This is a genomic window from Acinetobacter sp. ANC 4805 (assembly GCF_022549495.1).
Lineage (GTDB): Bacteria > Pseudomonadota > Gammaproteobacteria > Pseudomonadales > Moraxellaceae > Acinetobacter.
The window spans coordinates 66,275-86,894 of sequence record NZ_JAKZGD010000010.1; the positions used below are offsets into that span (position 1 = coordinate 66,275).

The following is a 20,620-nucleotide window of genomic DNA, read 5'->3' on the forward strand; positions in this document are numbered from 1 at the left end:
ATGGTCATGTTTTGATTTTAACTATTTTTTTGCAGTATATCATTTTGTTTTTCTAGACTAAAATATAAATGTATTTTTGGAAATAGATTTTTTGCAAAATATTTCACATTTAAATTTCATTTTATTGATCTAGTTTTTATTATTTAAATCTATTTTGTCATATTTTGTTTATATTATTTTCAGGGTATCAAGGGAAAACATGTTGTTTACTTCAACACCTATGACTTTGTAAGCCATAACCTTCGCCTATAAACTTTTGATCTATAGCGTCCTAAGCCGAATCGAGACCTTTTGGGTACGTACACACTTGCTTGATAAGCATCGGTGCATGCTGCTCTTTTCGATCCCTTTCACACCCTTGAGACATAGTTTAGGCAGGTCAGTGTGGGATTGTTTTCCTAAAAATCGACATTTTTCGCCACTAATGAAATAATTTTGCATACCATGTTTTATAATTAGAATTATTTCCCACTTCAATAAAAAATAGCTGATTTAAATTTCAATATATTCAAATTTACATGTGTATTTTTCCATTTAGACTCTAAATTTAAGCCCAGATCACCATAATTGCTGCCACAATCACCAGCCATAAACCTAAATGATCTGTTTTAGCGAGCTTTTCTTTAAAGAAAAATGCCGAGATCAGTAAACTAAATAAAATCTCAACCTGACCCAGTGTTTTGACAATCGCCACCGTTTGCATACTCATGGCGCTAAACCATCCCACAGATGCTAAAAAGCTGCAAACACTTACCCGAAACGTCAGCCCAAGACGTTGCCACATTTTATACAGCGTTTGACGACTAAAAATACCCAAATACAGCAATAATGCGATGCACTGAAAACTAATCAAACTACACAACACCCATCCTGCACGATGCAAAAAGGGCAACATGCTCAGCTCTAAGCTGGCTTCACGCACCAGAAGTGAAGTAATGGCAAAACATAAACCACTGCCTAAACCAATCATTAAGGTATTGAATGAAAGTTGCGTACTATGCCGACCTTTACTCAGTAAAAAAACGGCAACCGCACCAATCATTACCCCCACCCAACCCCAAGTAGTCAAACGTTCTTGCAGAAAAACCACTGCAATCAAAGCAGCCAAGATCGCTTCGCTTTTAGCCAACCCGATACCAATCGCATAATTCTTTTGTTGAAATAGTTTCACCATCAACGCTGTCGCAAAAATTTGGCTGATCCCTGCGACCACCACATACAACCAAAATGTATTGGAAAAATGGACTTGAGCAGTGACAGGTTGATGTAAATAGAGAAATGCTAAATAGCTAAAGGCAAAAATCGGAGCAAAGATAAATCGAGCCAATGTCGTACCATAAGCATCGACTGTGGTACTAAGCTGTTTTTGAAATGCGTTGCGCCACGCCTGCATAAATGCAGCCATGATCGTAAATAGAATCCAAGTAAAAGCCATAAACGCCAACGCACCATCAAAATGTGTGTGTAATTTACTCGCTTCATTGTGATTTTTCGAGTATTGCTTAGGAAAAAATAGATTCTTTTCAACGTGAAAAGTGCTTTCTACTTAAATCATCAAGCACTCATAAATACGGTATTGGCTTTCAGCATCGATGGGGCAAAATCCACCATACGGCGTAAAGTTCGGGTGAAATGTGCTTGATCTGAAAAGCCTGATTCAACCGCTATCTCAATCAAAGTTTTGCCTTGCATCCACAACTTGATGGCATAGCGGATACGCAACCACAAGATATATTGCCGCATAGATAGCCCGAGTTGCTGACTAAATAGATGCATCAAACGTGACTCTGATAGCCCAACCTGTAGTGCAACATCTGCGATGGTTGGAATTTGACTAGGCACACAGCGTTTGATGTATTCACAAGCGAGTTGAATTCGTTGATCCCACGGCAAAGCCTCCAATGGCTGAGGATTGAGTGCAAGTAACACATCCATCAGCAATTGCTTTACTTGTTCTAAACTGAGTTGAGCGGTCATCAATTGCTGAAACTGTTTTTGAAAAGATTTAAGTCGATCAGCAGATAATGAATTAAATGTCTGTCCATTCAATAAAGGATGGAGATAAGCATAAAGCGTATGATCAGGATCGATCAAAATCGCAATATAAGGCTGATTTTGTGAATCGGTACTGTGGCTTATATTGGGTGCCATCACCACAACTTCATGATAGCGAGCAGGCTGATCCTCAACAACTAATGCGAAAGCCGTTCCTAAACTGATTTGTAGCAGCGCTGGAAAATGTGCGTGCGCCTTATTCAAATGATCTTGAGTCACATAAACAATCACGCCATCCCACGCATAGACCAAGCTTTTATGTGGTGTGGTCGAGTCTAATTCCGTGTGTTGAGATAGCATATTCGTTCAAGACCATTTCGGGTGAAGTGTTCAAAATGAAGACGACTTTAAACGAAAGGAATAGTCGTATGTCTCACAATACTCAAGAACTGATGAAAAACAATACCGTGCAGATGGAAGCCAGTGATATCCGTTATAAAACCATTGCAGAATTTTATCCTTTTTATCTTTCGCAACATGAAAATGCGACTTGTCGTCGTCTGCATTTCATGGGAACAAGCTGCGTGATTGGTATCGCTGCTGCATCTGTTGTAACTGGAAATGCCAAATTACTTTGGGCTTTACCTGTGGTCGGGTATGGCTTTGCTTGGGTCGGTCATTTCTTTTATGAACATAATAAACCTGCAACCTTTAAGCAGCCATTCTTTAGTCTCGCCTGCGATTTTATTATGTATAAAGATATCTTATTAAAACGTGTGAAGTGGTAATACACATAGGAAACTTAGATTATAAAATTATGTCTAAGTTTCCTGATTCCACTAAATTTAAAAACTTACGATGTTGAATGACTGATCTTTTCTTGCTTTTTCTGACTCACCCAACGTGCAACCACAATCACGAAGATAATCACCAATACCGTAATCACCACAGGCATCACAAATGCCAAAATCGACAAGACAATTGAGCCAATCAACTCACCTGTTGCCACCACAAAATTGCCCAGTCCACCTGTAGTTGCGGTCGAGACACCACGTGCAGCCACGGTACTCATTTGCACGATGCCTGCCGTGCCACCACCTACGATGAGCGCGGCTGCCCACGTCGCAAACTGTGACATTTCCCCACTACTGACTGCCATGGTACTGAGTGTACCTGCAACGACGGCGGCAGGTGTGGCAATCGTATCCAATAAGTTATCCACCCACGGCACATAGTAAGCTGCGATTTCACAGATCGTCGCAAAACCGAGTGCAGCACATACAGATGGAATAGCTAACCATTCAAAGCCTTTGGCAGGTTCATACCAACCCAACAAAGTTGCAATACTCATCACCAATAAAGGCACAAAGACACGGAAACCACAGGCTGCGCTTAACCCTACGCCGATACAAAGTCCTAATATTGTTTCCATGTTGGTTTTCCTTATTTTTGCTTGATGAATCTATGTTGTTATTTCATATTTTAAACGAACAAAAAAGCCCTATCGAGTGATAGGGCTTTTATTCAAAACAGTGGGTAACTGTTTGCTGTTTGCGGCTTAGGCATTCTTACTGTTGAATTGATTGCCAAGGCATTTGGTACACGGAGGTAAACGATCAGTACCAATTTCTAAATAAGCGCGATGTCCGCACTGAATACAAAAATAGAAGCCAGTTCCAGGTCTTTCGCCAGCAGTAACCATCTTTGTTCTCCATAGATTTTAGAAATGGTACATATACTATAACGTGATAATACTGATTGTTTATTGACCTTTCCAACGAGTGATGATGGCGGAAAAGATAAAAGTGCTTCTTAGGAAAATCTCAAATTTTTTAATTTTACACCTTCTTTTCCCAACTTATTTTCTATAATCATTTTAAGGTAATACAAATATAACTCGCCTAAAAAAGCACCATTCAATAAGAAAATTATTTTTTCATTAATACAAGACTCTAATTAAATAATTATTTCCAAGTAAATAAATGCAAGTAATCATTGTTAATATTCTAAATTATTTTATAAGTTGTTTCAGACGAAAATTAAAGTTATATTATAGCGCTCCTTGGGAAGATTTTTAGATTGCGTATCGCAATCTGTTTTGAAAATGTTAATGGCTTATTGTCAAATTTGCCGATATGTATTGGTTACGCCGCTAAGTATACTCTTGTGCGATGACCATATGAGTTCCCAAGGGGTACCTTTTGAATTTTTTAAATCAGCTCAAAACTTGTCAAACACAAAAAGATTTTGCTGCTTTATTGGGCTATTCTGAGAAAAATTTCTCTCGTATCTTATTTAGTCAAAATATTACCACCAGATATATAAGCTTTGAAATTCCTAAAAAAAATGGTAATAAAAGACAAATTCTTGCACCTACCTCTGAACTTAAAATATTACAAACTCGGTTAGCTAATCTTTTAAGCAATTGCTACGAGGAATTAGAAGTAAAAAGATTATCATCGTCTTCATATGTAAATTGTACTAGCTCACATGGTTTCAGAAGAAATATCACAATAAACATTCCAACATCAAAACAAAATAGAACACCTATTGGATCTAAAAAAATTAATTTTGGTATATATAGTAATGCTGAAAAGCACATAGGCAAAAGGCTGGTACTAAATATTGATCTAAAAGACTTTTTTGAAAATATTACTTTCTCTAGGATAGTTGGATTCTTTACAAAAAATAAATTCTTTCTTTTGCCTCTAGATGTCGCTATTTTAATTGCTCAGATCGCTACATACCGGACATCTACTTCACAAGAAGGTTTTTTACCTCAAGGTAGTCCTTGTTCACCAATAATTAGTAATTTAATTGGTAATATCCTTGATGTTAAAATGGTAAAATTAGCAAAAGAATACAAATTTACTTATACAAGATATGTTGATGATTTGACACTATCAACCAATTTACCGCAATTCTCTGATGATATTGTCAAACTTAATAATGAAAAATGGGTTGTAGGTTCTATTTTAAATCACACCATCAATAGTAGTAGATTTACAATTAATCCAACAAAGACTAGAGTAACTAATAAATATAACAAACAAGAAGTAACGGGATTAATAGTTAATAAAAAAGTTAACATTGATAAAACATATTACCGCTATACAAGGTCAATGGTTCAAAAATTCTGTTCTGAAGGTGAATTCTTTAAATCTAAAGTTCACATGGACAAACAAAAAATAAGCCGAGAAGCATTAAATGGGATTTTAAGTCATATCTACCAAATAAAAAATAAGCAAGATATTAAATTTCAAAATAGTACGAGAAAATTTAATGAATTAAATAGTCTTGAAAAGCTCTATGCTAAGTTTCTTTTCCACCATTATTTTGTTTATCCACAAAGAATGCTAATAATCGGAGAGGGCTATACAGATCCATTACATTTCAAATTAGCTTGCCATAAACTGTATAAAAATTCATTACATTTCCTTAAATTCTCTTCTCTAGAGGGAACTAAGCGTTTTTCTAAAATAACAGGTTATGGAGGTGGTACAGGATTGCTTAAAATATTTCTTCAAAACTATAAACAGTTTTATAAGGCTAAAAATATTTTTTTAAAACCATGCTTAATTATAGTTGATGGTGATTCTGATGGGCAAGCTGTTATTTCAACAGCACGATCTGAATTTAAAAGTACTTTCAAGCAAATAAATCATTCTTCTATGACCACAACTGGGCTATTAGATTGGTATCATATCTTTAATAATTTATATATTCTCCAATTACCTAAAAACGAAGTGATTGAAGACTTTTACGATCCATCAGTTTTAATGTATTCGATAGGTTCTAAAGTTTTTCATTCAGATGACAAGAAAAAAAATACTAAATTTGATCCTAATATACATTATGGGAAAAAAGTATTATTGGAAAAAATTATTTATGAGAAGCAGGATATTATTGACTTTACTAAATTCGATTTAATATTTAACTCTATTTTTCATATACAATTATATCATTATATTTATAGTAATTTGCATAATTAAAAACCCCATCATCAAGATAGGGCTTTTACTCAACAGAATCAATTGCTTTTAGCTACAATCTCAAGCCACCTGACCTTCTAAAAAGTCTTGAGCAAAACGCTGTAATACCCCACCCGCTTCATACACAGAAACTTCTTCTTCTGTATCTAGGCGACACGTCACAGGCACTTCAAGAATTTCTTCTTTACCATCCGCTGTGGCACGCTCAATCACTAAAGTCAAAGTCGAACGCGGTGAGATATTACCAATCACGCTATATAGCTCAGTACCATCTAACTTCAACGTCTTACGGTTCACACCTGGTTTAAACTCAAGCGGTAACACGCCCATACCTACAAGGTTAGTCCGGTGAATACGCTCAAAACCTTCAGCAACAATCGCTTCAACACCTGCAAGACGAACACCTTTCGCTGCCCAGTCACGGCTTGAACCTTGACCATAATCCGCACCCGCAACAATGATCAACGGTTGCTTACGGTTCATGTAAGTTTCGATCGCTTCCCACATACGCATCACTTCGCCTTCAGGCTCTACACGCGCTTTTGAACCTTGTTTAATCGTGCCGTCAGAACGAACAACCATTTCATTAAACAATTTCGGGTTGGCAAAGGTTGCACGTTGCGTAGTGAGATGGTCGCCACGGTGAGTTGCGTATGAGTTAAAGTCTTCCTCAGGCACGCCCATTTTCGCCAAGTACTCACCTGAAGCACTGTCTAACACAATCGCATTCGATGGAGACAAGTGATCGGTGGTGATGTTGTCACCCAAGATCGCAAGCGGACGCATATTGGCTAAAGTACGTGGTGCAGCCAACGCGCCTTCCCAATATGGAGGACGGCGGATATAGGTACTCATTGGACGCCAATCATACAACGGGCTTGCCGCTTCTTCATTAACACCCAAATCAAACATCGGAATGTAGATTTTACGGAACTGCTCAGGCTTCACTGCTTCTTTCACTAAAGCATCAATTTCAACATCTGAAGGCCAAATGTCTTTCAGGTAAATTGGATTACCGTCTTTGTCATTTCCGAGTGAATCTGTTTCGATGTCAAAACGAATCGTTCCTGCAATCGCATAGGCAACCACTAACGGTGGCGATGCCAAGAACGCTTGTTTTGCGTATGGATGGATACGACCATCGAAGTTACGGTTACCCGAAAGTACAGCAGTGGCATATAGGTCACGATCAATGATTTCTTGTTGAATCACTGGATCAAGTGCACCTGACATACCGTTACACGTGGTACATGCATACGCTACGATACCAAAACCAAGCTTCTCAAGATCACCCAAGACACCCGCTTCTTCAAGATACAGCGCAGCCGCTTTAGAGCCTGGTGCAAATGAAGATTTAACCCAAGGTTTACGCACTAAACCAAGTTCATTCGCTTTACGTGCCAATAGACCTGCCGCCACTGTATTACGTGGGTTAGAAGTATTGGTACATGAGGTAATCGCCGCAATAATCACAGCACCATCAGGAATCAAACCTTCTGCTTCTTGTGCTTTCGCAACATCCAAATTCCCTGCAATGCCTTTTGCTTTCAAATCAGCCGTAGACACACGTGCATGCGGATTTGATGGGCCTGCAATATTACGAGTCACGGTTGAAAGATCGAAACGAAGTACACGTGGATACTGCGCTTTGGTCATATCCGATGCCCAAAGACCGATTTCTTTGGCATATTGCTCAACCAATACCACTTGCGCATCTTCACGACCTGTCAGGCGTAAATAGTCAATGGTGTTCTGGTCGATGTAGAACATCGCAGCAGTTGCACCGTATTCAGGTGTCATGTTCGAAATCGTAGCACGGTCGCCTACAGACATGCTGTCAGCGCCTTCACCGAAGAACTCTAGATAAGCACCTACCACACGTTCTTTACGCAAGAATTCAGTCAATGCCAACACGATATCCGTTGCGGTAATACCTGCTTGACGCTGACCGACAAACTCAACCCCAATAATGTCAGGTAGACGCATCCACGAAGCACGACCCAACATGACATTTTCAGCTTCTAAACCACCCACGCCAATTGAAATTACGCCAAGCGCATCGGTATGTGGGGTATGTGAATCTGTACCCACACAAGTATCAGGGAATGCTAAGCCATCACGGTTTTGAATCACTGGAGACATTTTCTCCAAGTTGATCTGATGCATGATGCCGTTGCCCGCAGGGATCACGTCGACATTTTTAAAGGCAGTCTTCGTCCACTCAATGAAGTGGAAACGGTCTTCATTACGACGATCTTCAATCGCACGGTTTTTCTCAAACGCGTCAGGATCAAAACCACCGAATTCCACCGCCAACGAGTGATCGACGATCAACTGAGTTGGAACTACTGGATTGACTTTTGATGGATCACCACCTTTTTCAGCAATCGCATCACGCAAACCCGCAAGGTCAACCAATGCCGTTTGACCTAAGATGTCATGACAGACCACACGCGCAGGATACCAAGGAAAATCCAAGTCCTGACGGCGTTCGATCAATTGCGTTAAATAGTCAGTTAAATTTTCTGCATCAGCTTTACGTACAAGCTGTTCAGCTAACACTTTCGAGGTGTATGGCAAGGTTGCGTATGCGCCTGGCTGAATGTCTTCAACGGCTTGACGCACGTCATAGTATTCAAGCTGGGTATCTGCCAGTGCTTTGCGGTATTGAGTATTGCTCATCTTAGCCACGCTCCGCCAAAGGTTTAAATTCTAAGTTTTCAGGACCCGTATAGTTCGCGCTTGGACGAATAATTTTGCCGTCTTGACGTTGTTCAATCACATGTGCTGACCAACCTGCGGTACGTGCAATCACAAATAATGGTGTGAACATCGCTGTTGGAACACCCATCAAGTGATAGCTCACCGCACTGAACCAATCCAAATTCGGGAACATGTTTTTCACTTCTTTCATCACCGCTTCTAAACGCTCAGCGATGAGATACATCTTGTTATTCTCTTGCGCTTCAGCAAGGTCATACGCCACTTTCTTGATCACTTCGTTACGTGGATCAGAGATGGTATAAACAGGATGACCAAAGCCGATAATGACTTCTTTTTTCTCTACACGACTACGAATGTCTGCTTCTGCTTCATCAGCATTGTCATAACGTTGTTGAATCACAAATGCAACTTCGTTCGCACCACCATGTTTAGGGCCACGCAGCGCACCGATACCGCCAGTAATTGCTGAGTACATATCAGAACCTGTACCTGCAACAACACGTGACGTAAAGGTCGATGCGTTGAATTCATGCTCTGCATACAGAATCAAAGACGTATGCATTGCTTGAATCCATTCTTCCGATGGCGCTTCGCCATGAAGTAAATGGAGGAAATGTGCAGCGATTGAGTCATCATTCGTTTCAACTTCGATACGGCGACCGTTGTTGCTGAAGTGATACCAATACAACAACATTGAACCTAAGCTTGCCATCAATTTATCAGCGATGTCTTTCGCACCAGCTTCATTGTGATCTTCATGTTCAGGCGTTAAACAACCTAAAACTGACACACCTGTACGCATTACGTCCATTGGGTGTGCAGATGGTGGTAACTGTTCAAGTGCAGTTTTCAATGCTGCTGGTAAGCCACGCAGTGCTTTAAGTTTTGCTTTATAGGCTTTCAACTCAGCTTTGTTTGGCAGTTTGCCATGTACCAGTAAGTGAGCAACTTCTTCAAATTGGCTACCCACTGCAAGGTCAAGAATGTCATAACCACGGTAGTGCAAGTCATTACCACTGCGACCTACAGTACACAGTGCAGTGTTGCCTGCAACTTGACCACTTAACGCAACTGATTTTTTTGGCTTGAAGCCGACTGGTGTTTCATTACTGCTCATAAGATTGTCCTTTTTATGGTGTTTATTTGTTTACTTTTAAGACCCCTCCTAGCCTCCCCTAAAAGGGGGAGGAATAACACAAATTCAATCAATTATGATTCGTGTTATTCCCTCTCCTCTGAGGAGAGGGCTAGGGAGAGGTGAAGAACGGGAAAATTATTTATTCTTTGCAAAAGTACCATCAAGATACTGTTCAAACGCATGGTAGTTAATGCGCTCATACAATTCTTGACGGGTTTGCATGGTGTCAACAACGTTCTTCTGTGTGCCTTCTTTACGCAGAGTCTCATACACATTTTCTGCGGCTTTGTTCATCGCGCGGAATGCAGAAAGTGGATACAACGCAATGCTCACATCCGCAGAAGCAAGTTCTTCCGTGGTGAACAATGGTGTAGAACCAAATTCGGTAATGTTTGCCAAGACTGGAACTTTGGTCAGATCAGCAAACTGCTTGTACATTGCCAATTCAGTAATTGCTTCAGGGAATAACATATCCGCACCTGCTTCAATGTATGCTCCTGCACGGTCAATCGCTGCTTGTAAACCTTCAACTGCAAGTGCATCGGTACGTGCCATGATCACAAAGTTTTCATCAGTACGTGCATCCACTGCCGCTTTGATACGATCCACCATTTCTTGTTGCGTCACGATCGCTTTGTTAGGACGGTGACCACAACGCTTTGCGCCCACTTGATCTTCGATGTGCATCGCTGCTGCACCGAACTTAATCATTGATTTAGTGGTACGTGCAATATTAAAAGCTGAAGCACCAAAACCTGTATCCACATCAACCAATAATGGTAGGTCGCACACATCCGTAATACGGCGCACATCAGTTAATACATCATCCAGGTTACTAATACCCAAATCAGGTAAACCTAATGAACCTGCTGCAACACCACCACCTGACAAATAAATGGCTTTATAGCCTGCGCGTTTTGCCAATAATGCATGATTGGCGTTAATTGCACCCACCACTTGTAATGGATTTTCATTTGCGACCGCGTCGCGGAATAACTGACCAGCAGATTTAGCCATGTTGATGTTCTCCTTGGGTTTGCAGCAATGTTTGCTCAACAATTTTGTAGGATGCATTGATGTGACGGTGCATCAGCATTTCGGCAAGTTGACCGTCACCTTCTGCGATCGCATCTAAAATGCGGATATGTTCATCCAAAGCTTTGCTTGGACGATCAGGGGTATTTGAAAATTGGATCCGATACATACGGATGAGGTGATACAACTCATCACATAACATTTTTTCTAAGGTTTTATTGCCACTGCTTTTAATAATGCAGTAATGGAAATCGTCTTGTCCTTCTTGCAGGTAATAGCCTTTCCCCGCTTTAAAATTTTCATCTTCAGCATGCATCCGCAATACATCACGCAATGCTAAAATCTGTTTTTTATCAATATGCTGAGCAGCAAGTTTACAGGCTAAACCTTCGAGAGAGGCTCGAATCTGATACAGCTCTTGAAACTGTTGTAATGATAAGGAAACGACACGTGCGCCCACATGTGCGGTACGTTCAACCAACTTCTGCCCTTCCAGACGATGGATCGCTTCACGTAAAGGACCACGACTAATGCCGTAAATACGTGCCAGTTCAGGTTCAGAAATTTTACTGCCCGCAGGAATCTGTCCTAAAACGATTGCTGACTGAATTTGCTTAAATACATGTTCCGTCAGGGTAATACTCTGACTTGTGCTGATGGCTTGAGGAACAAGGGTATCTTGCATATTGTCGACAATCTCTACGGTTTTGATGATTTTATAACGATATAAGACAAAAATTGCAATAGGATTGTCGACAATAAATTAGACTCCCCCAGTCAATTAGCTTAGATGAATAGATTCAAGGTATTGCTTGGAAACAAAAGCATAATTTATATTAAACTGGTATAAAACAAATGTTTAAATACACATTAAGCCTTATATGGATTCAGTCTTCTACGCGATTACCCCTTTATTTTTCTTATCCTAAGACAATGGTATAACAGCTTGATTGTAGACAATCCTTATAATCGGCACTTTTAGAATCAATTTTGTAATTAAATACTGCGACAATAATGCAAAGAATAGGGTGCTTCATACTCGCTTTATTGGTACATTATTGGGCATTCCAAAACACATCCATGCACCTTGTTGAATAAAAGGACATTGTTAATGTTTCAACATATCCCACCTTATGCAGGCGATCCAATTCTTTCACTTATGGAACAGTTCAACACTGATCCACGCACTGAAAAGGTTAATTTGAGTATTGGTTTGTACTATAACGAAGACAGTATCGTTCCTCAGCTTGATACCATTATCGAAGCGCAAAAACGTATTGCACCTAAGAATGATAAAACCAAACTTTATCTCCCAATGGAAGGTTTCAAACCTTACCGTGAAGCGATTCAGGCACTTTTGTTTGGTGCGAATAGTCCAGCAATCCAACAAGGTCGCGTTGCAACCATTCAAACATTGGGTGGTTCAGGTGCATTAAAAGTTGGTGCGGATTTCTTAAAAACCTATTTCCCAAATTCAGAAGTTTGGGTCAGCCAACCGACTTGGGATAACCATGTTGCGATCTTCAATGGCGCGGGAATTAAGAGCAATTTCTATCCATACTTTGATGCTGAAACACGTGGCGTTGATTTTGATGGCATGTTGTCGACACTGAATACTTTGGCAGAACACAGCATTGTGTTATTACACCCTTGCTGCCACAACCCAACAGGTGCAGACTTAAATCCAGCACAATGGGATCAAGTGATTGCCGTATTAAAAGAGCGTAATCTCATCCCATTCCTCGACATTGCTTATCAAGGCTTTGGCGACGGTATGGAACAAGATGCCTATGCAATTCGCGCTTTAGACCAAGCAGGTCTTAACTTCATCGTGAGCAATTCATTCTCTAAGATTTTCTCACTTTATGGTGAGCGTGTCGGTGGTCTAACTTTTGTTTGTGATGATGCTGAAGCAGCACAATGTACATTTGGTCAGCTCAAAGCAACAGTACGTCGTAACTATTCAAGCCCACCAACAACAGGTGCGTGGTTAGTCGATCAAGTGTTAAATGACACTGATCTTAACCAACAATGGCAAGTTGAAGTGCAAGAGATGCGTGAGCGTATTATCAAAATGCGTAGCATCTTAAAAGATGAATTGACAAAAGCATTGCCAGACCGTGATTTCAGCTATCTTGTCAATCAAAAAGGTATGTTCAGCTATACAGGGTTAACAGGCGAGCAAGTCGATACCCTACGTGAAGAATATGCAATCTATTTGGTGCGCAGTGGTCGTATCTGTGTTGCTGGTCTAAATATGAATAATATTTATAAAGTGGCAAAAGCGGTCGCAGAAGTTTTAGCGAAATCAGCTTAACATCCCTCTAAATCTCCCTTCTAAAAGGGAGACTTTATGGATCAAAAAAGGGTTGTTTCACGTGGAACAACCTTTTTTGTTTTTACATGATGAGAGTCTTTTAAATTTAAGATTGGGCATCTAGCTAAAACCAAGAAAAATCACTAAATGATTAAATCTGTATCTATGAATGTTCAAGCCTAGCGAGTCTTTGTATACTGCAACACATGAATAAACAACAAACAGCACTTTTGAACATGACTCAACTGACTTGCTTTAAAGCCTACGATATTCGCGGAAAACTAGGTACTGAACTCAACGAAGAAATCGCCTATAAAATTGGTCGTGCATACGGACAAATCTACCAACCTAAAAAAGTTGTGATTGGTTGTGATATCCGCCTTAGCAGTGAAGGCTTAAAACAAGCCACCATTCGTGGTCTCAATGATGCGGGTGTCAATGTGCTTGATTTAGGCATGACGGGCACTGAAGAAGTCTATTTCGGTGCTTTCCATCTCGATGTGCAAGGTGGGATCGAAGTCACGGCAAGCCATAACCCTATGGACTACAATGGTATGAAATTGGTGCGTGAAAATGCGCGCCCAATCAGTGCTGATACGGGCTTAAAGGACATCCAAGCACTTGCAGAATCAGGCTCATTTATCGAAGTTGAGCAGAAAGGTTCAACTGAACGTTATAATATCTTGCCTGAGTTCATCGAACATCTTCTCACTTATATTGACCCACTCAAAATTAAGCCACTGAAACTTGTGGTCAATTCAGGCAATGGTGCAGCAGGTCATGTGATTGATGCGATTGAGCAAAAGTTTCAAGAACTCAGTATTCCTGTTGAATTTATCAAAATCCATCACGAAGCCGATGGCAATTTTCCAAATGGTATTCCGAACCCACTCTTGATTGAGAACCGAGATAGCACACGCGATGCCGTTCTTCAACATCATGCAGATATGGGCATTGCTTGGGATGGTGACTTTGACCGTTGTTTCTTATTTGATGAGAAAGGCGAATTCATTGAAGGATATTACATTGTCGGTTTATTGGCACAAGCTTTCCTGATCAAGCAATCAGGTGAAAAAATCGTACATGACCCACGTTTAATCTGGAATACCTTAGATATTGTTAATCAATATCAAGGAACTGCAATCCAATCAAAATGTGGACATGCCTTTATTAAAGATGTCATGCGTGAACACAATGCTGTTTACGGTGGTGAAATGAGCGCACACCACTATTTCCGTGATTTTGCTTATTGTGATAGCGGTATGATTCCTTGGTTACTCACCATTGCCCTACTCTCTGAAACAGGTCAAGCGCTTTCAACACTGGTTGAAAATATGATTACCAAGTTCCCGTGTAGTGGTGAAATCAACTTTAAAGTGGCAAATACTCAAGCAACCGTACAAAAGATCTTTGATCATTATGCTGATCAGCATCCACAAATTGATCGTACCGATGGTGTGAGTCTTGATTTTGGTGCATGGCGTTTAAATGTTCGGGCATCTAATACTGAGCCTTTGCTTCGCTTAAATATTGAAAGTCGTGCAGAACAAAATCCACAACCAATGCAAGCTTATGTAGATGAGTTGACTGCTTTGATTGAAGATTAATCAATCATGGAAGGAGTTTTTGAACTGAAAGCTCCTTCCAATTTATAAATATAAATTAATTGCCTGTCTTACCTAATAAGATTTTAAGTAACCCTTTCGTTGATGCATCGAAACCAGACAAGTCATCTTGTTCACGATTTAAAATCGGTAACAGTTGATTGGCAATCTCTTTACCTTTTTCCACCCCCCATTGATCAAAGGGGTTAATATTCCATAAAACAGATTGCACAAAAACCTTATGCTCATAAGTTGCAATCAACATCCCCAAATTATAAGGGTTGAGTTCTTTCAACAAGATTGTTGAGCTTGGTTGATTGCCTTGATATTGCTTATAAGCGGGTAAGTCCCCTAACTCATCAACTGAAAGCGCCTGATTTCCAAATGCTAGTAAGCGAGACTGGGCTAAACAATTTGAGAGTGCTAAATGATGTTGTTCAACTAAGGCATCCGCATTCTCAGCATACGTAAATTGATTTGAGTTATAGCGTTGCACTGGTGCAATAAAATCACAACTTACTGCATGCGTTCCTTGGTGTAGCAGTTGATAAAAAGCATGTTGGGCGTTGGGCCCCACCTCGCCCCAAACGATTGGACATGTCGCAGAATCAACTTTTTCGCCATTCCGCTGAATAGACTTCCCGTTTGACTCCATTTCGAGTTGTTGCAAGTATGAAGCGAAATATTTCAATCGCCCATCATACGGGAGTACAGCATGGGTCTGAATATCAAGAAAATTATTATTCCAAGCACCTAATATCCCCATCAAAATCGGGATATTCTGAGCAAATGATGCCGTTTGAAAATGCTGATCTATCGCATAAGCACCTGCTAATAACTGCTTAAAGCCCTCTACGCCAATGGTGAGTGCGATCGGTAAACCAATACATGACCAAAGTGAATAACGACCACCCACCCAATCCCACAACAGAAGCTGTTTATCAGGTGCGATTCCCCATTCTGTCATTTTCTCAGGTTTGGTCGAAATCCCAATAAAGTGGTTTTTCAATACTCGCGTATCCGTACCCAAGGTTTTTTCTAACCATTGGCGTACAGTTTGTGCATTAGAAAGCGTATCAATCGTGCCAAAAGACTTCGATGAAATAATAAAAAGGGTTGTTTCAGGACGAAGTTGATGCAATAAATCCGAGAGCTGACTACCATCCATCGTGGAAACAAAATGAATACCTAAAGGTTTCGCTGTTGCCACTTTAAAATCAGAAAGTGCATGTGTCACCATCAATGGCCCTAAATCAGAGCCACCCACACCGATGTTAACCACATCCTGAATCACTTCACCTGTCGCGCCACGGTACTGCCCAGCATGAATTTTTTCAACTAGAGCATACATACGTTCTAGCTGTTGGTGAACATCCCGATTGATCTCAGAAAAATACTGTTCAGACTCAGGCAAACGCAATGCCCAATGCATTGCTGCCCGTTGTTCCGTATAATTAATTTGCTCTAAGGAAAATAATCTTTTTATCCATTCAGTAAGATTTTGATTTTGAGCAAACTCAACCAATTCATTCAATATATTCTGATCAATTCGTTGCTTACTAAAATCTAAAACAATTTGATCATATTCAACTGAAAAATGTTGAAACCGTGCCGAATCTTCTGCAAACAATTGATTAAGATGGATCTCTTTGAATTTTTTCTGTAATAAGGCTAAGTTTTTCGATTTAGCATTTTGAGCTTTAAACAGTGATGATTGAAGATGATCTAGCATGCTTAACGCCCCACGCCCATATAAGCAAAACCTTGAGCCTTAACAAAATGAGGGTCATAAATATTACGCCCATCTAAAATCAACGGATGTGTCATGCTTTGTGCGAGTTGCTTAAAGGCTGGACTCCAATATTGCTTCCAAGCCGTTAAGATACATAAGCCGTGTACATTTTGCGCCGCTTCATATTGATCATCACACAGAATAAGATCCGCTCGCTGCCCATACATCATCTTGATTTCATCTAAAGCTTGAGGGTCATGTAATCGTACAATGACTCCTTGTGCCCACAATGCAGCTAACATTTGATGAATCGGTGACTGTTGAATACTAGAGGTATTTTCTTTAAAAGAAGCGCCCCAAATGGCAATCGTCTTGCCTTGTAAATCACCATGATAATAATTCCATAACTTACGGAATAGAATTTCTTTCTGTTGCTCATTAATGTCCCAAACTTGAGCCAATAATTGACTTTTAACACCCGTATTCGCAACAGTATTAGACAAGGTTAAGATATCGTGCGAGAAATTTTCCCCACCAAAACCTGCGCCTGGTGATAAATAAGCGGTCCCTATGCGACTATCCGCAGCCATCCCCTGACGGACTGAAGCGATATCAATGCCTAACTTTTCAGCAACAACCGCCAGATCATTAATATAACTAATTCGTGTTGCCAACATGCCTGAAATACTAAGTTTGGTAAACTCAGCATCCAAAATAGGCATAAACAAGTATTGCTGTTCGAGCGGAAAGAAAGGCCTTAGCAGTTCTTTTAGTTTGATCTGTGCTTCACAATGTGTACATCCAACAATCAACTGTTTCGCTTGGGTGAGACTGTGTAACGCATTCCCTTCTTGAATGGTATCAGGCAAATACACCCAATCATCTTCAGATAAGATCTGCTGTAATTTTTCGGTGCCGTGTAAACCAAAAGTAGAGGCATTGATCATCAATTTCGGATGAATAATTGGTTGTTGTTTTAAATCAAGTAAGAGCTGAAAAACTTGTGATTCTTGTGTCTGATTAAAACTAAAGAAATAAGCATCTGTATCTAGTGGAACACTTTGACTGTCACAATAATTAAGAAAACCACTTTTCAGTTGTTTACTTAATAAATGACTCACGTTTTCATCGTGGAAAGAATGATGTGATCCACTATCATCTGCAATATTCGAACACCAAAAAACAAAATGTCCTGATTCAGACAACAATGCAGACATCACGCCTGCATATAAAGTATTGCCGAATATTGCAACTTTCATAACCATTTACCCTAAATTATAGGGCCAATTCTTGAATCAGACCCTTAAAATCTTCACCCAATTTTGGATGTTCAATACCATAATGTAAGACTGCTTTTAGATAGCCAAGCTTACTACCACAATCAAAAGTTTGCCCTTTCATCCGATAGGCTTCAACATTTTGTGATTGCTGCAATGTTGCAATCGCATCTGTTAGTTGAATTTCGTTGCCAGCACCGCGTGGGGTATTCTCTAATAACGTCATAATCTGAGCAGGTAAAATATAACGTCCTACCACAGATAAATTGGATGGCGCAGTACCTATTGCAGGTTTCTCAACAATTCCCTGCATGATAGCACTCTCCCCTTCATTCGGAGAAACAGCAACATCTACAATACCATATTGATCAACCAAATGGTCAGGAACTGCCTCTACCATAATCTGAGCAGCTTGAGATTGCTCAAAACGTTGAATCATAAGAGCTAAATCATTTTGAGATGCATTATCTTTGACTAATACATCAGGTAATAACACAGCAAAGGCTTCATCACCCACAATATCTTTCGCACAAAGTACGGCGTGACCCAATCCTAACGGTTGTGGCTGGCGTACACTTACGACACTAATATGCTTGGGCAATATCTCTGTAATTTCTTTGAGTAAATCAAATTTCTTCTTTTGCTCTAAAGTAGTTTCAAGTTCGAAATTACGATCAAAATAATTTTCAATTGATGCTTTAGAGGAATGCGTTACTAGAATAATTTGTTCAATACCCGCCGCAACTGCTTCACGTACCACATATTCAATTGCAGGGCGATCCACAACGGTAACCATTTCTTTAGGAATAGATTTACTTGCAGGTAAAAAACGTGTACCTAAACCAGCGACTGGTAAAATTGCTTTTTTGATCATATTACTCTCTCAATTAACGCGTACTTCGCCACTACGTTTATAGCCATCGACATAATGTTCCAACTGACTTAAAGCCCAATCCACATCATCAGCAACAGCTGTCATTTGGTTAATTCGGCTAAATACCGATTGGATTTCTTGCAGAGGATAATGTTTCTCAAAAGAACGTAGGATACGCGTATGTTCTGTATACCCAGTATTCTCTTGATCAATTAGCAATTCTTCATAAAGTTTTTCACCTGGGCGTAAACCACTATAGGCAATCTCAATATCACCTTCAATTGTGTTTGGCTCACGAACCTTCAAACCACTTAGTGTAATCATCTGACGAGCCAAGTCCTGAATTCGAACAGGCTCACCCATATCTAACAAGAAAACATCACCACCTGAACCTAATGCACCCGCTTGGATCACTAACTGAGAAGCTTCAGGGATCGTCATAAAATAACGGGTTACATCAGGATGAGTCACCGTAATTGGTCCACCTTTTGCAATCTGCTGCCTAAATAACGGAACAACTGAACCAGAAGAGCCTAATACATTACCAAAACGTACAATACTGATCTGTGTCTTTGGTTTAGTCTCAGCTACAGCTTGGCAATACAATTCTGCCATCCGTTTTGATGCACCCATAACATTGGTTGGTCTAACCGCTTTATCTGTTGAAATGAGTACAAATGTTTCCACCCCTTTTTTAACAGCCGCATTTAGACTATTTGCAGTCCCAATCGAGTTATTTTTCAATCCAGCAATCGGATTACATTCGACCAAAGGAACATGCTTATAAGCCGCAGCATGGTAGACCGTCTGTACATGATATTGTTCGATGATACGTTCTAATTTTTGTTGATCTTGGACTGTTCCTAAAATAGGGATGATTTCACACGTTGCCGTGAGCCTAAGTTCTTTTTCTACATCATAGAGTGCGAATTCAGTTAATTCATAGAGGATCAACATCTTGGGATGGTTTTTAATAATTTGTCGGCACAACTCAGAGCCAATCGAACCACCAGCTCCTGTCACCATAACGATTTTATTTTGGATATTTTTAGCCAATAGATGAGAAATAGGTGGAACGGGGTCTCGCCCTAAAAGGTCAATAATATCGACCTCACGAATATCAGCAACTTGAATATCACCATCGACAAGTTGAGTCAGCCCTGGCAACTCTGTAACTTTGACTCGTGCTGATTCTAACTGTTGAATTATTTCACTTTTTCTCGTTCTTCCTACAGAGGGTAAAGCAAGTAAGATCTCATCTATTTTATGTTTTTTAAGATGACGCAAAGCCTTATCACGTGAATAAACTTTTAATCCACCCACAATTTGATCATGTAATGAAGTTTGATCATCAATAAAGAAAACAGGCGTATGATCATCAGAACGATGTAATGCTGCTGCGATCTGCTGCCCTGCATCGCCTGCACCATAAATTGCAACCCGTTTACAGCCAACATGAGTATGCAAAGTGGCTTTCACAATAAAACGAATGAATGCGCGACTACACCATACCCATGCAAACATCATAAAGCCGAACATAAATGGAATCGACATTGGTACATAAGCGTGGCTAAATGCATTCAGTCCATAAAGCACCATCATCATACAACATACGGCTATTGCCAATTTGACAATAAAGACCTCATCGAATGTTCGCACAATAAAATGATAAACGCCTGTTAGTAGCAAACTCATTACAGAAAACAACGTAACCAGAATGACCCCATGACTAATCCCAGGTATAACTTCTGCCCCTAAATTGAATAAACGAATCACATAGCATAACCATAAAATAACAGGGAATGCGAGTACGTCTAAAAACACCAGTAGAGCTTGTTTTGTGACTCTTGGTGCTGATGCAAACTGATAAATAATCTTTTTCACAATAATCTTCTAATTATCCCACTAAGCATGCGCACGTTATACGCAATT

General features: G+C 40.0%; 16 protein-coding genes. 4 read left to right on the forward strand and 12 right to left on the reverse strand.

The window, feature by feature from the left end:
* Positions 1 to 547: 547 nt before the first annotated feature.
* Entirely contained in the window at positions 548 to 1,435 is an 888-nt protein-coding gene (locus MMP60_RS13470) for a DMT family transporter (RefSeq protein ID WP_241336883.1), read from the reverse strand.
* A gap of 119 nt (positions 1,436 to 1,554) precedes the next feature.
* Positions 1,555 to 2,355: an AraC family transcriptional regulator gene (locus tag MMP60_RS13475; protein WP_241336884.1), complete on the reverse strand. Its 801-nt coding sequence runs from the start codon at positions 2,353 to 2,355 to the stop codon at positions 1,555 to 1,557.
* A 68-nt stretch (positions 2,356 to 2,423) separates the two neighbouring features.
* On the opposite strand from MMP60_RS13475, the gene MMP60_RS13480 reads away from it, so the two are divergent.
* Positions 2,424 to 2,783, forward strand: coding sequence for a DUF962 domain-containing protein (locus MMP60_RS13480; protein WP_241336885.1), 360 nt, complete (start codon positions 2,424 to 2,426; stop codon positions 2,781 to 2,783).
* Positions 2,784 to 2,848: 65 nt separating this feature from the next.
* Here MMP60_RS13480 and MMP60_RS13485 read toward each other — a convergent pair whose 3' ends face one another.
* Positions 2,849 to 3,427, reverse strand: a complete 579-nt coding sequence (locus tag MMP60_RS13485; RefSeq protein WP_241336886.1) for a DUF4126 domain-containing protein — start codon at positions 3,425 to 3,427, stop codon at positions 2,849 to 2,851.
* A gap of 126 nt (positions 3,428 to 3,553) precedes the next feature.
* The gene (locus tag MMP60_RS13490; RefSeq protein WP_018678382.1) at positions 3,554 to 3,697 is read right to left on the reverse strand and encodes a hypothetical protein; all 144 of its coding nucleotides are present in this window, start codon (positions 3,695 to 3,697) and stop codon (positions 3,554 to 3,556) included.
* A gap of 499 nt (positions 3,698 to 4,196) precedes the next feature.
* On the opposite strand from MMP60_RS13490, the gene MMP60_RS13495 reads away from it, so the two are divergent.
* Positions 4,197 to 5,987: a retron Ec67 family RNA-directed DNA polymerase/endonuclease gene (locus tag MMP60_RS13495; RefSeq protein ID WP_241336887.1), complete on the forward strand. Its 1,791-nt coding sequence runs from the start codon at positions 4,197 to 4,199 to the stop codon at positions 5,985 to 5,987.
* 60 nt (positions 5,988 to 6,047) lie between these two features.
* Here the strand turns inward: MMP60_RS13495 and acnD are convergent, their stop codons facing one another.
* The 4 genes from acnD to MMP60_RS13515 all read right to left on the reverse strand — a co-directional run bounded on the left by acnD (position 6,048) and on the right by MMP60_RS13515 (position 11,569).
* Positions 6,048 to 8,669 carry a Fe/S-dependent 2-methylisocitrate dehydratase AcnD gene (acnD, locus tag MMP60_RS13500; protein WP_241336888.1) on the reverse strand — a complete coding sequence of 874 codons (2,622 nt, stop codon included), beginning with the start codon at positions 8,667 to 8,669 and terminating at the stop codon, positions 6,048 to 6,050.
* A gap of 1 nt (position 8,670) precedes the next feature.
* Positions 8,671 to 9,828 carry a 2-methylcitrate synthase gene (gene prpC, locus MMP60_RS13505; RefSeq protein ID WP_241336889.1) on the reverse strand — a complete coding sequence of 386 codons (1,158 nt, stop codon included), beginning with the start codon at positions 9,826 to 9,828 and terminating at the stop codon, positions 8,671 to 8,673.
* A gap of 156 nt (positions 9,829 to 9,984) precedes the next feature.
* Complete coding sequence (gene prpB / locus MMP60_RS13510) at positions 9,985 to 10,866, reverse strand: methylisocitrate lyase (RefSeq protein WP_241336890.1); 882 nt, start codon at positions 10,864 to 10,866, stop codon at positions 9,985 to 9,987.
* Positions 10,859 to 11,569 carry a GntR family transcriptional regulator gene (locus MMP60_RS13515; protein WP_018678376.1) on the reverse strand — a complete coding sequence of 237 codons (711 nt, stop codon included), beginning with the start codon at positions 11,567 to 11,569 and terminating at the stop codon, positions 10,859 to 10,861. The genes prpB and MMP60_RS13515 overlap by 8 nt, the downstream gene beginning before the upstream one ends.
* A 426-nt stretch (positions 11,570 to 11,995) precedes the next feature.
* Here MMP60_RS13515 and MMP60_RS13520 point away from each other — a divergent pair, with 426 nt between their 5' ends.
* On the forward strand, positions 11,996 to 13,201 hold the full coding sequence (locus MMP60_RS13520) for an amino acid aminotransferase (RefSeq protein ID WP_241336891.1): 1,206 nt from the start codon (positions 11,996 to 11,998) through the stop codon (positions 13,199 to 13,201).
* Positions 13,202 to 13,437: 236 nt separating this feature from the next.
* Complete coding sequence (locus MMP60_RS13525; RefSeq protein ID WP_241336943.1) at positions 13,438 to 14,808, forward strand: phosphomannomutase CpsG; 1,371 nt, start codon at positions 13,438 to 13,440, stop codon at positions 14,806 to 14,808.
* A 55-nt stretch (positions 14,809 to 14,863) separates the two neighbouring features.
* Here the strand turns inward: MMP60_RS13525 and pgi are convergent, their stop codons facing one another.
* The 4 genes from pgi to MMP60_RS13545 are packed head-to-tail and all read right to left on the reverse strand — an operon-like array spanning position 14,864 to position 20,572.
* Positions 14,864 to 16,537, reverse strand: coding sequence for a glucose-6-phosphate isomerase (gene pgi / locus MMP60_RS13530; protein ID WP_241336892.1), 1,674 nt, complete (start codon positions 16,535 to 16,537; stop codon positions 14,864 to 14,866).
* A gap of 2 nt (positions 16,538 to 16,539) precedes the next feature.
* Complete coding sequence (locus MMP60_RS13535; protein ID WP_241336893.1) at positions 16,540 to 17,796, reverse strand: nucleotide sugar dehydrogenase; 1,257 nt, start codon at positions 17,794 to 17,796, stop codon at positions 16,540 to 16,542.
* A 16-nt stretch (positions 17,797 to 17,812) separates the two neighbouring features.
* On the reverse strand, positions 17,813 to 18,688 hold the full coding sequence (gene galU / locus MMP60_RS13540; protein ID WP_241336894.1) for a UTP--glucose-1-phosphate uridylyltransferase GalU: 876 nt from the start codon (positions 18,686 to 18,688) through the stop codon (positions 17,813 to 17,815).
* Between the two features lie 9 nt (positions 18,689 to 18,697).
* The gene (locus MMP60_RS13545; RefSeq protein WP_241336895.1) at positions 18,698 to 20,572 is read right to left on the reverse strand and encodes a nucleoside-diphosphate sugar epimerase/dehydratase; all 1,875 of its coding nucleotides are present in this window, start codon (positions 20,570 to 20,572) and stop codon (positions 18,698 to 18,700) included.
* Positions 20,573 to 20,620 lie beyond the last annotated feature (48 nt).

Coding starts and splice junctions, on each gene's coding strand:
- prpB (WP_241336890.1), bottom strand. CDS start 10,866: ATGGCTAAATCTGCTGGTCAGTTATTCCGCGACGCGGTCGCAAATGAA.
- pgi (WP_241336892.1), bottom strand. CDS start 16,537: ATGCTAGATCATCTTCAATCATCACTGTTTAAAGCTCAAAATGCTAAA.
- MMP60_RS13520 (WP_241336891.1), top strand. CDS start 11,996: ATGTTTCAACATATCCCACCTTATGCAGGCGATCCAATTCTTTCACTT.
- MMP60_RS13535 (WP_241336893.1), bottom strand. CDS start 17,796: ATGAAAGTTGCAATATTCGGCAATACTTTATATGCAGGCGTGATGTCT.
- MMP60_RS13485 (WP_241336886.1), bottom strand. CDS start 3,427: ATGGAAACAATATTAGGACTTTGTATCGGCGTAGGGTTAAGCGCAGCC.
- MMP60_RS13525 (WP_241336943.1), top strand. CDS start 13,438: ATGACTCAACTGACTTGCTTTAAAGCCTACGATATTCGCGGAAAACTA.
- MMP60_RS13480 (WP_241336885.1), top strand. CDS start 2,424: ATGTCTCACAATACTCAAGAACTGATGAAAAACAATACCGTGCAGATG.
- prpC (WP_241336889.1), bottom strand. CDS start 9,828: ATGAGCAGTAATGAAACACCAGTCGGCTTCAAGCCAAAAAAATCAGTT.
- MMP60_RS13470 (WP_241336883.1), bottom strand. CDS start 1,435: ATGGCTTTTACTTGGATTCTATTTACGATCATGGCTGCATTTATGCAG.
- MMP60_RS13490 (WP_018678382.1), bottom strand. CDS start 3,697: ATGGTTACTGCTGGCGAAAGACCTGGAACTGGCTTCTATTTTTGTATT.
- MMP60_RS13515 (WP_018678376.1), bottom strand. CDS start 11,569: ATGCAAGATACCCTTGTTCCTCAAGCCATCAGCACAAGTCAGAGTATT.
- MMP60_RS13475 (WP_241336884.1), bottom strand. CDS start 2,355: ATGCTATCTCAACACACGGAATTAGACTCGACCACACCACATAAAAGC.
- galU (WP_241336894.1), bottom strand. CDS start 18,688: ATGATCAAAAAAGCAATTTTACCAGTCGCTGGTTTAGGTACACGTTTT.
- acnD (WP_241336888.1), bottom strand. CDS start 8,669: ATGAGCAATACTCAATACCGCAAAGCACTGGCAGATACCCAGCTTGAA.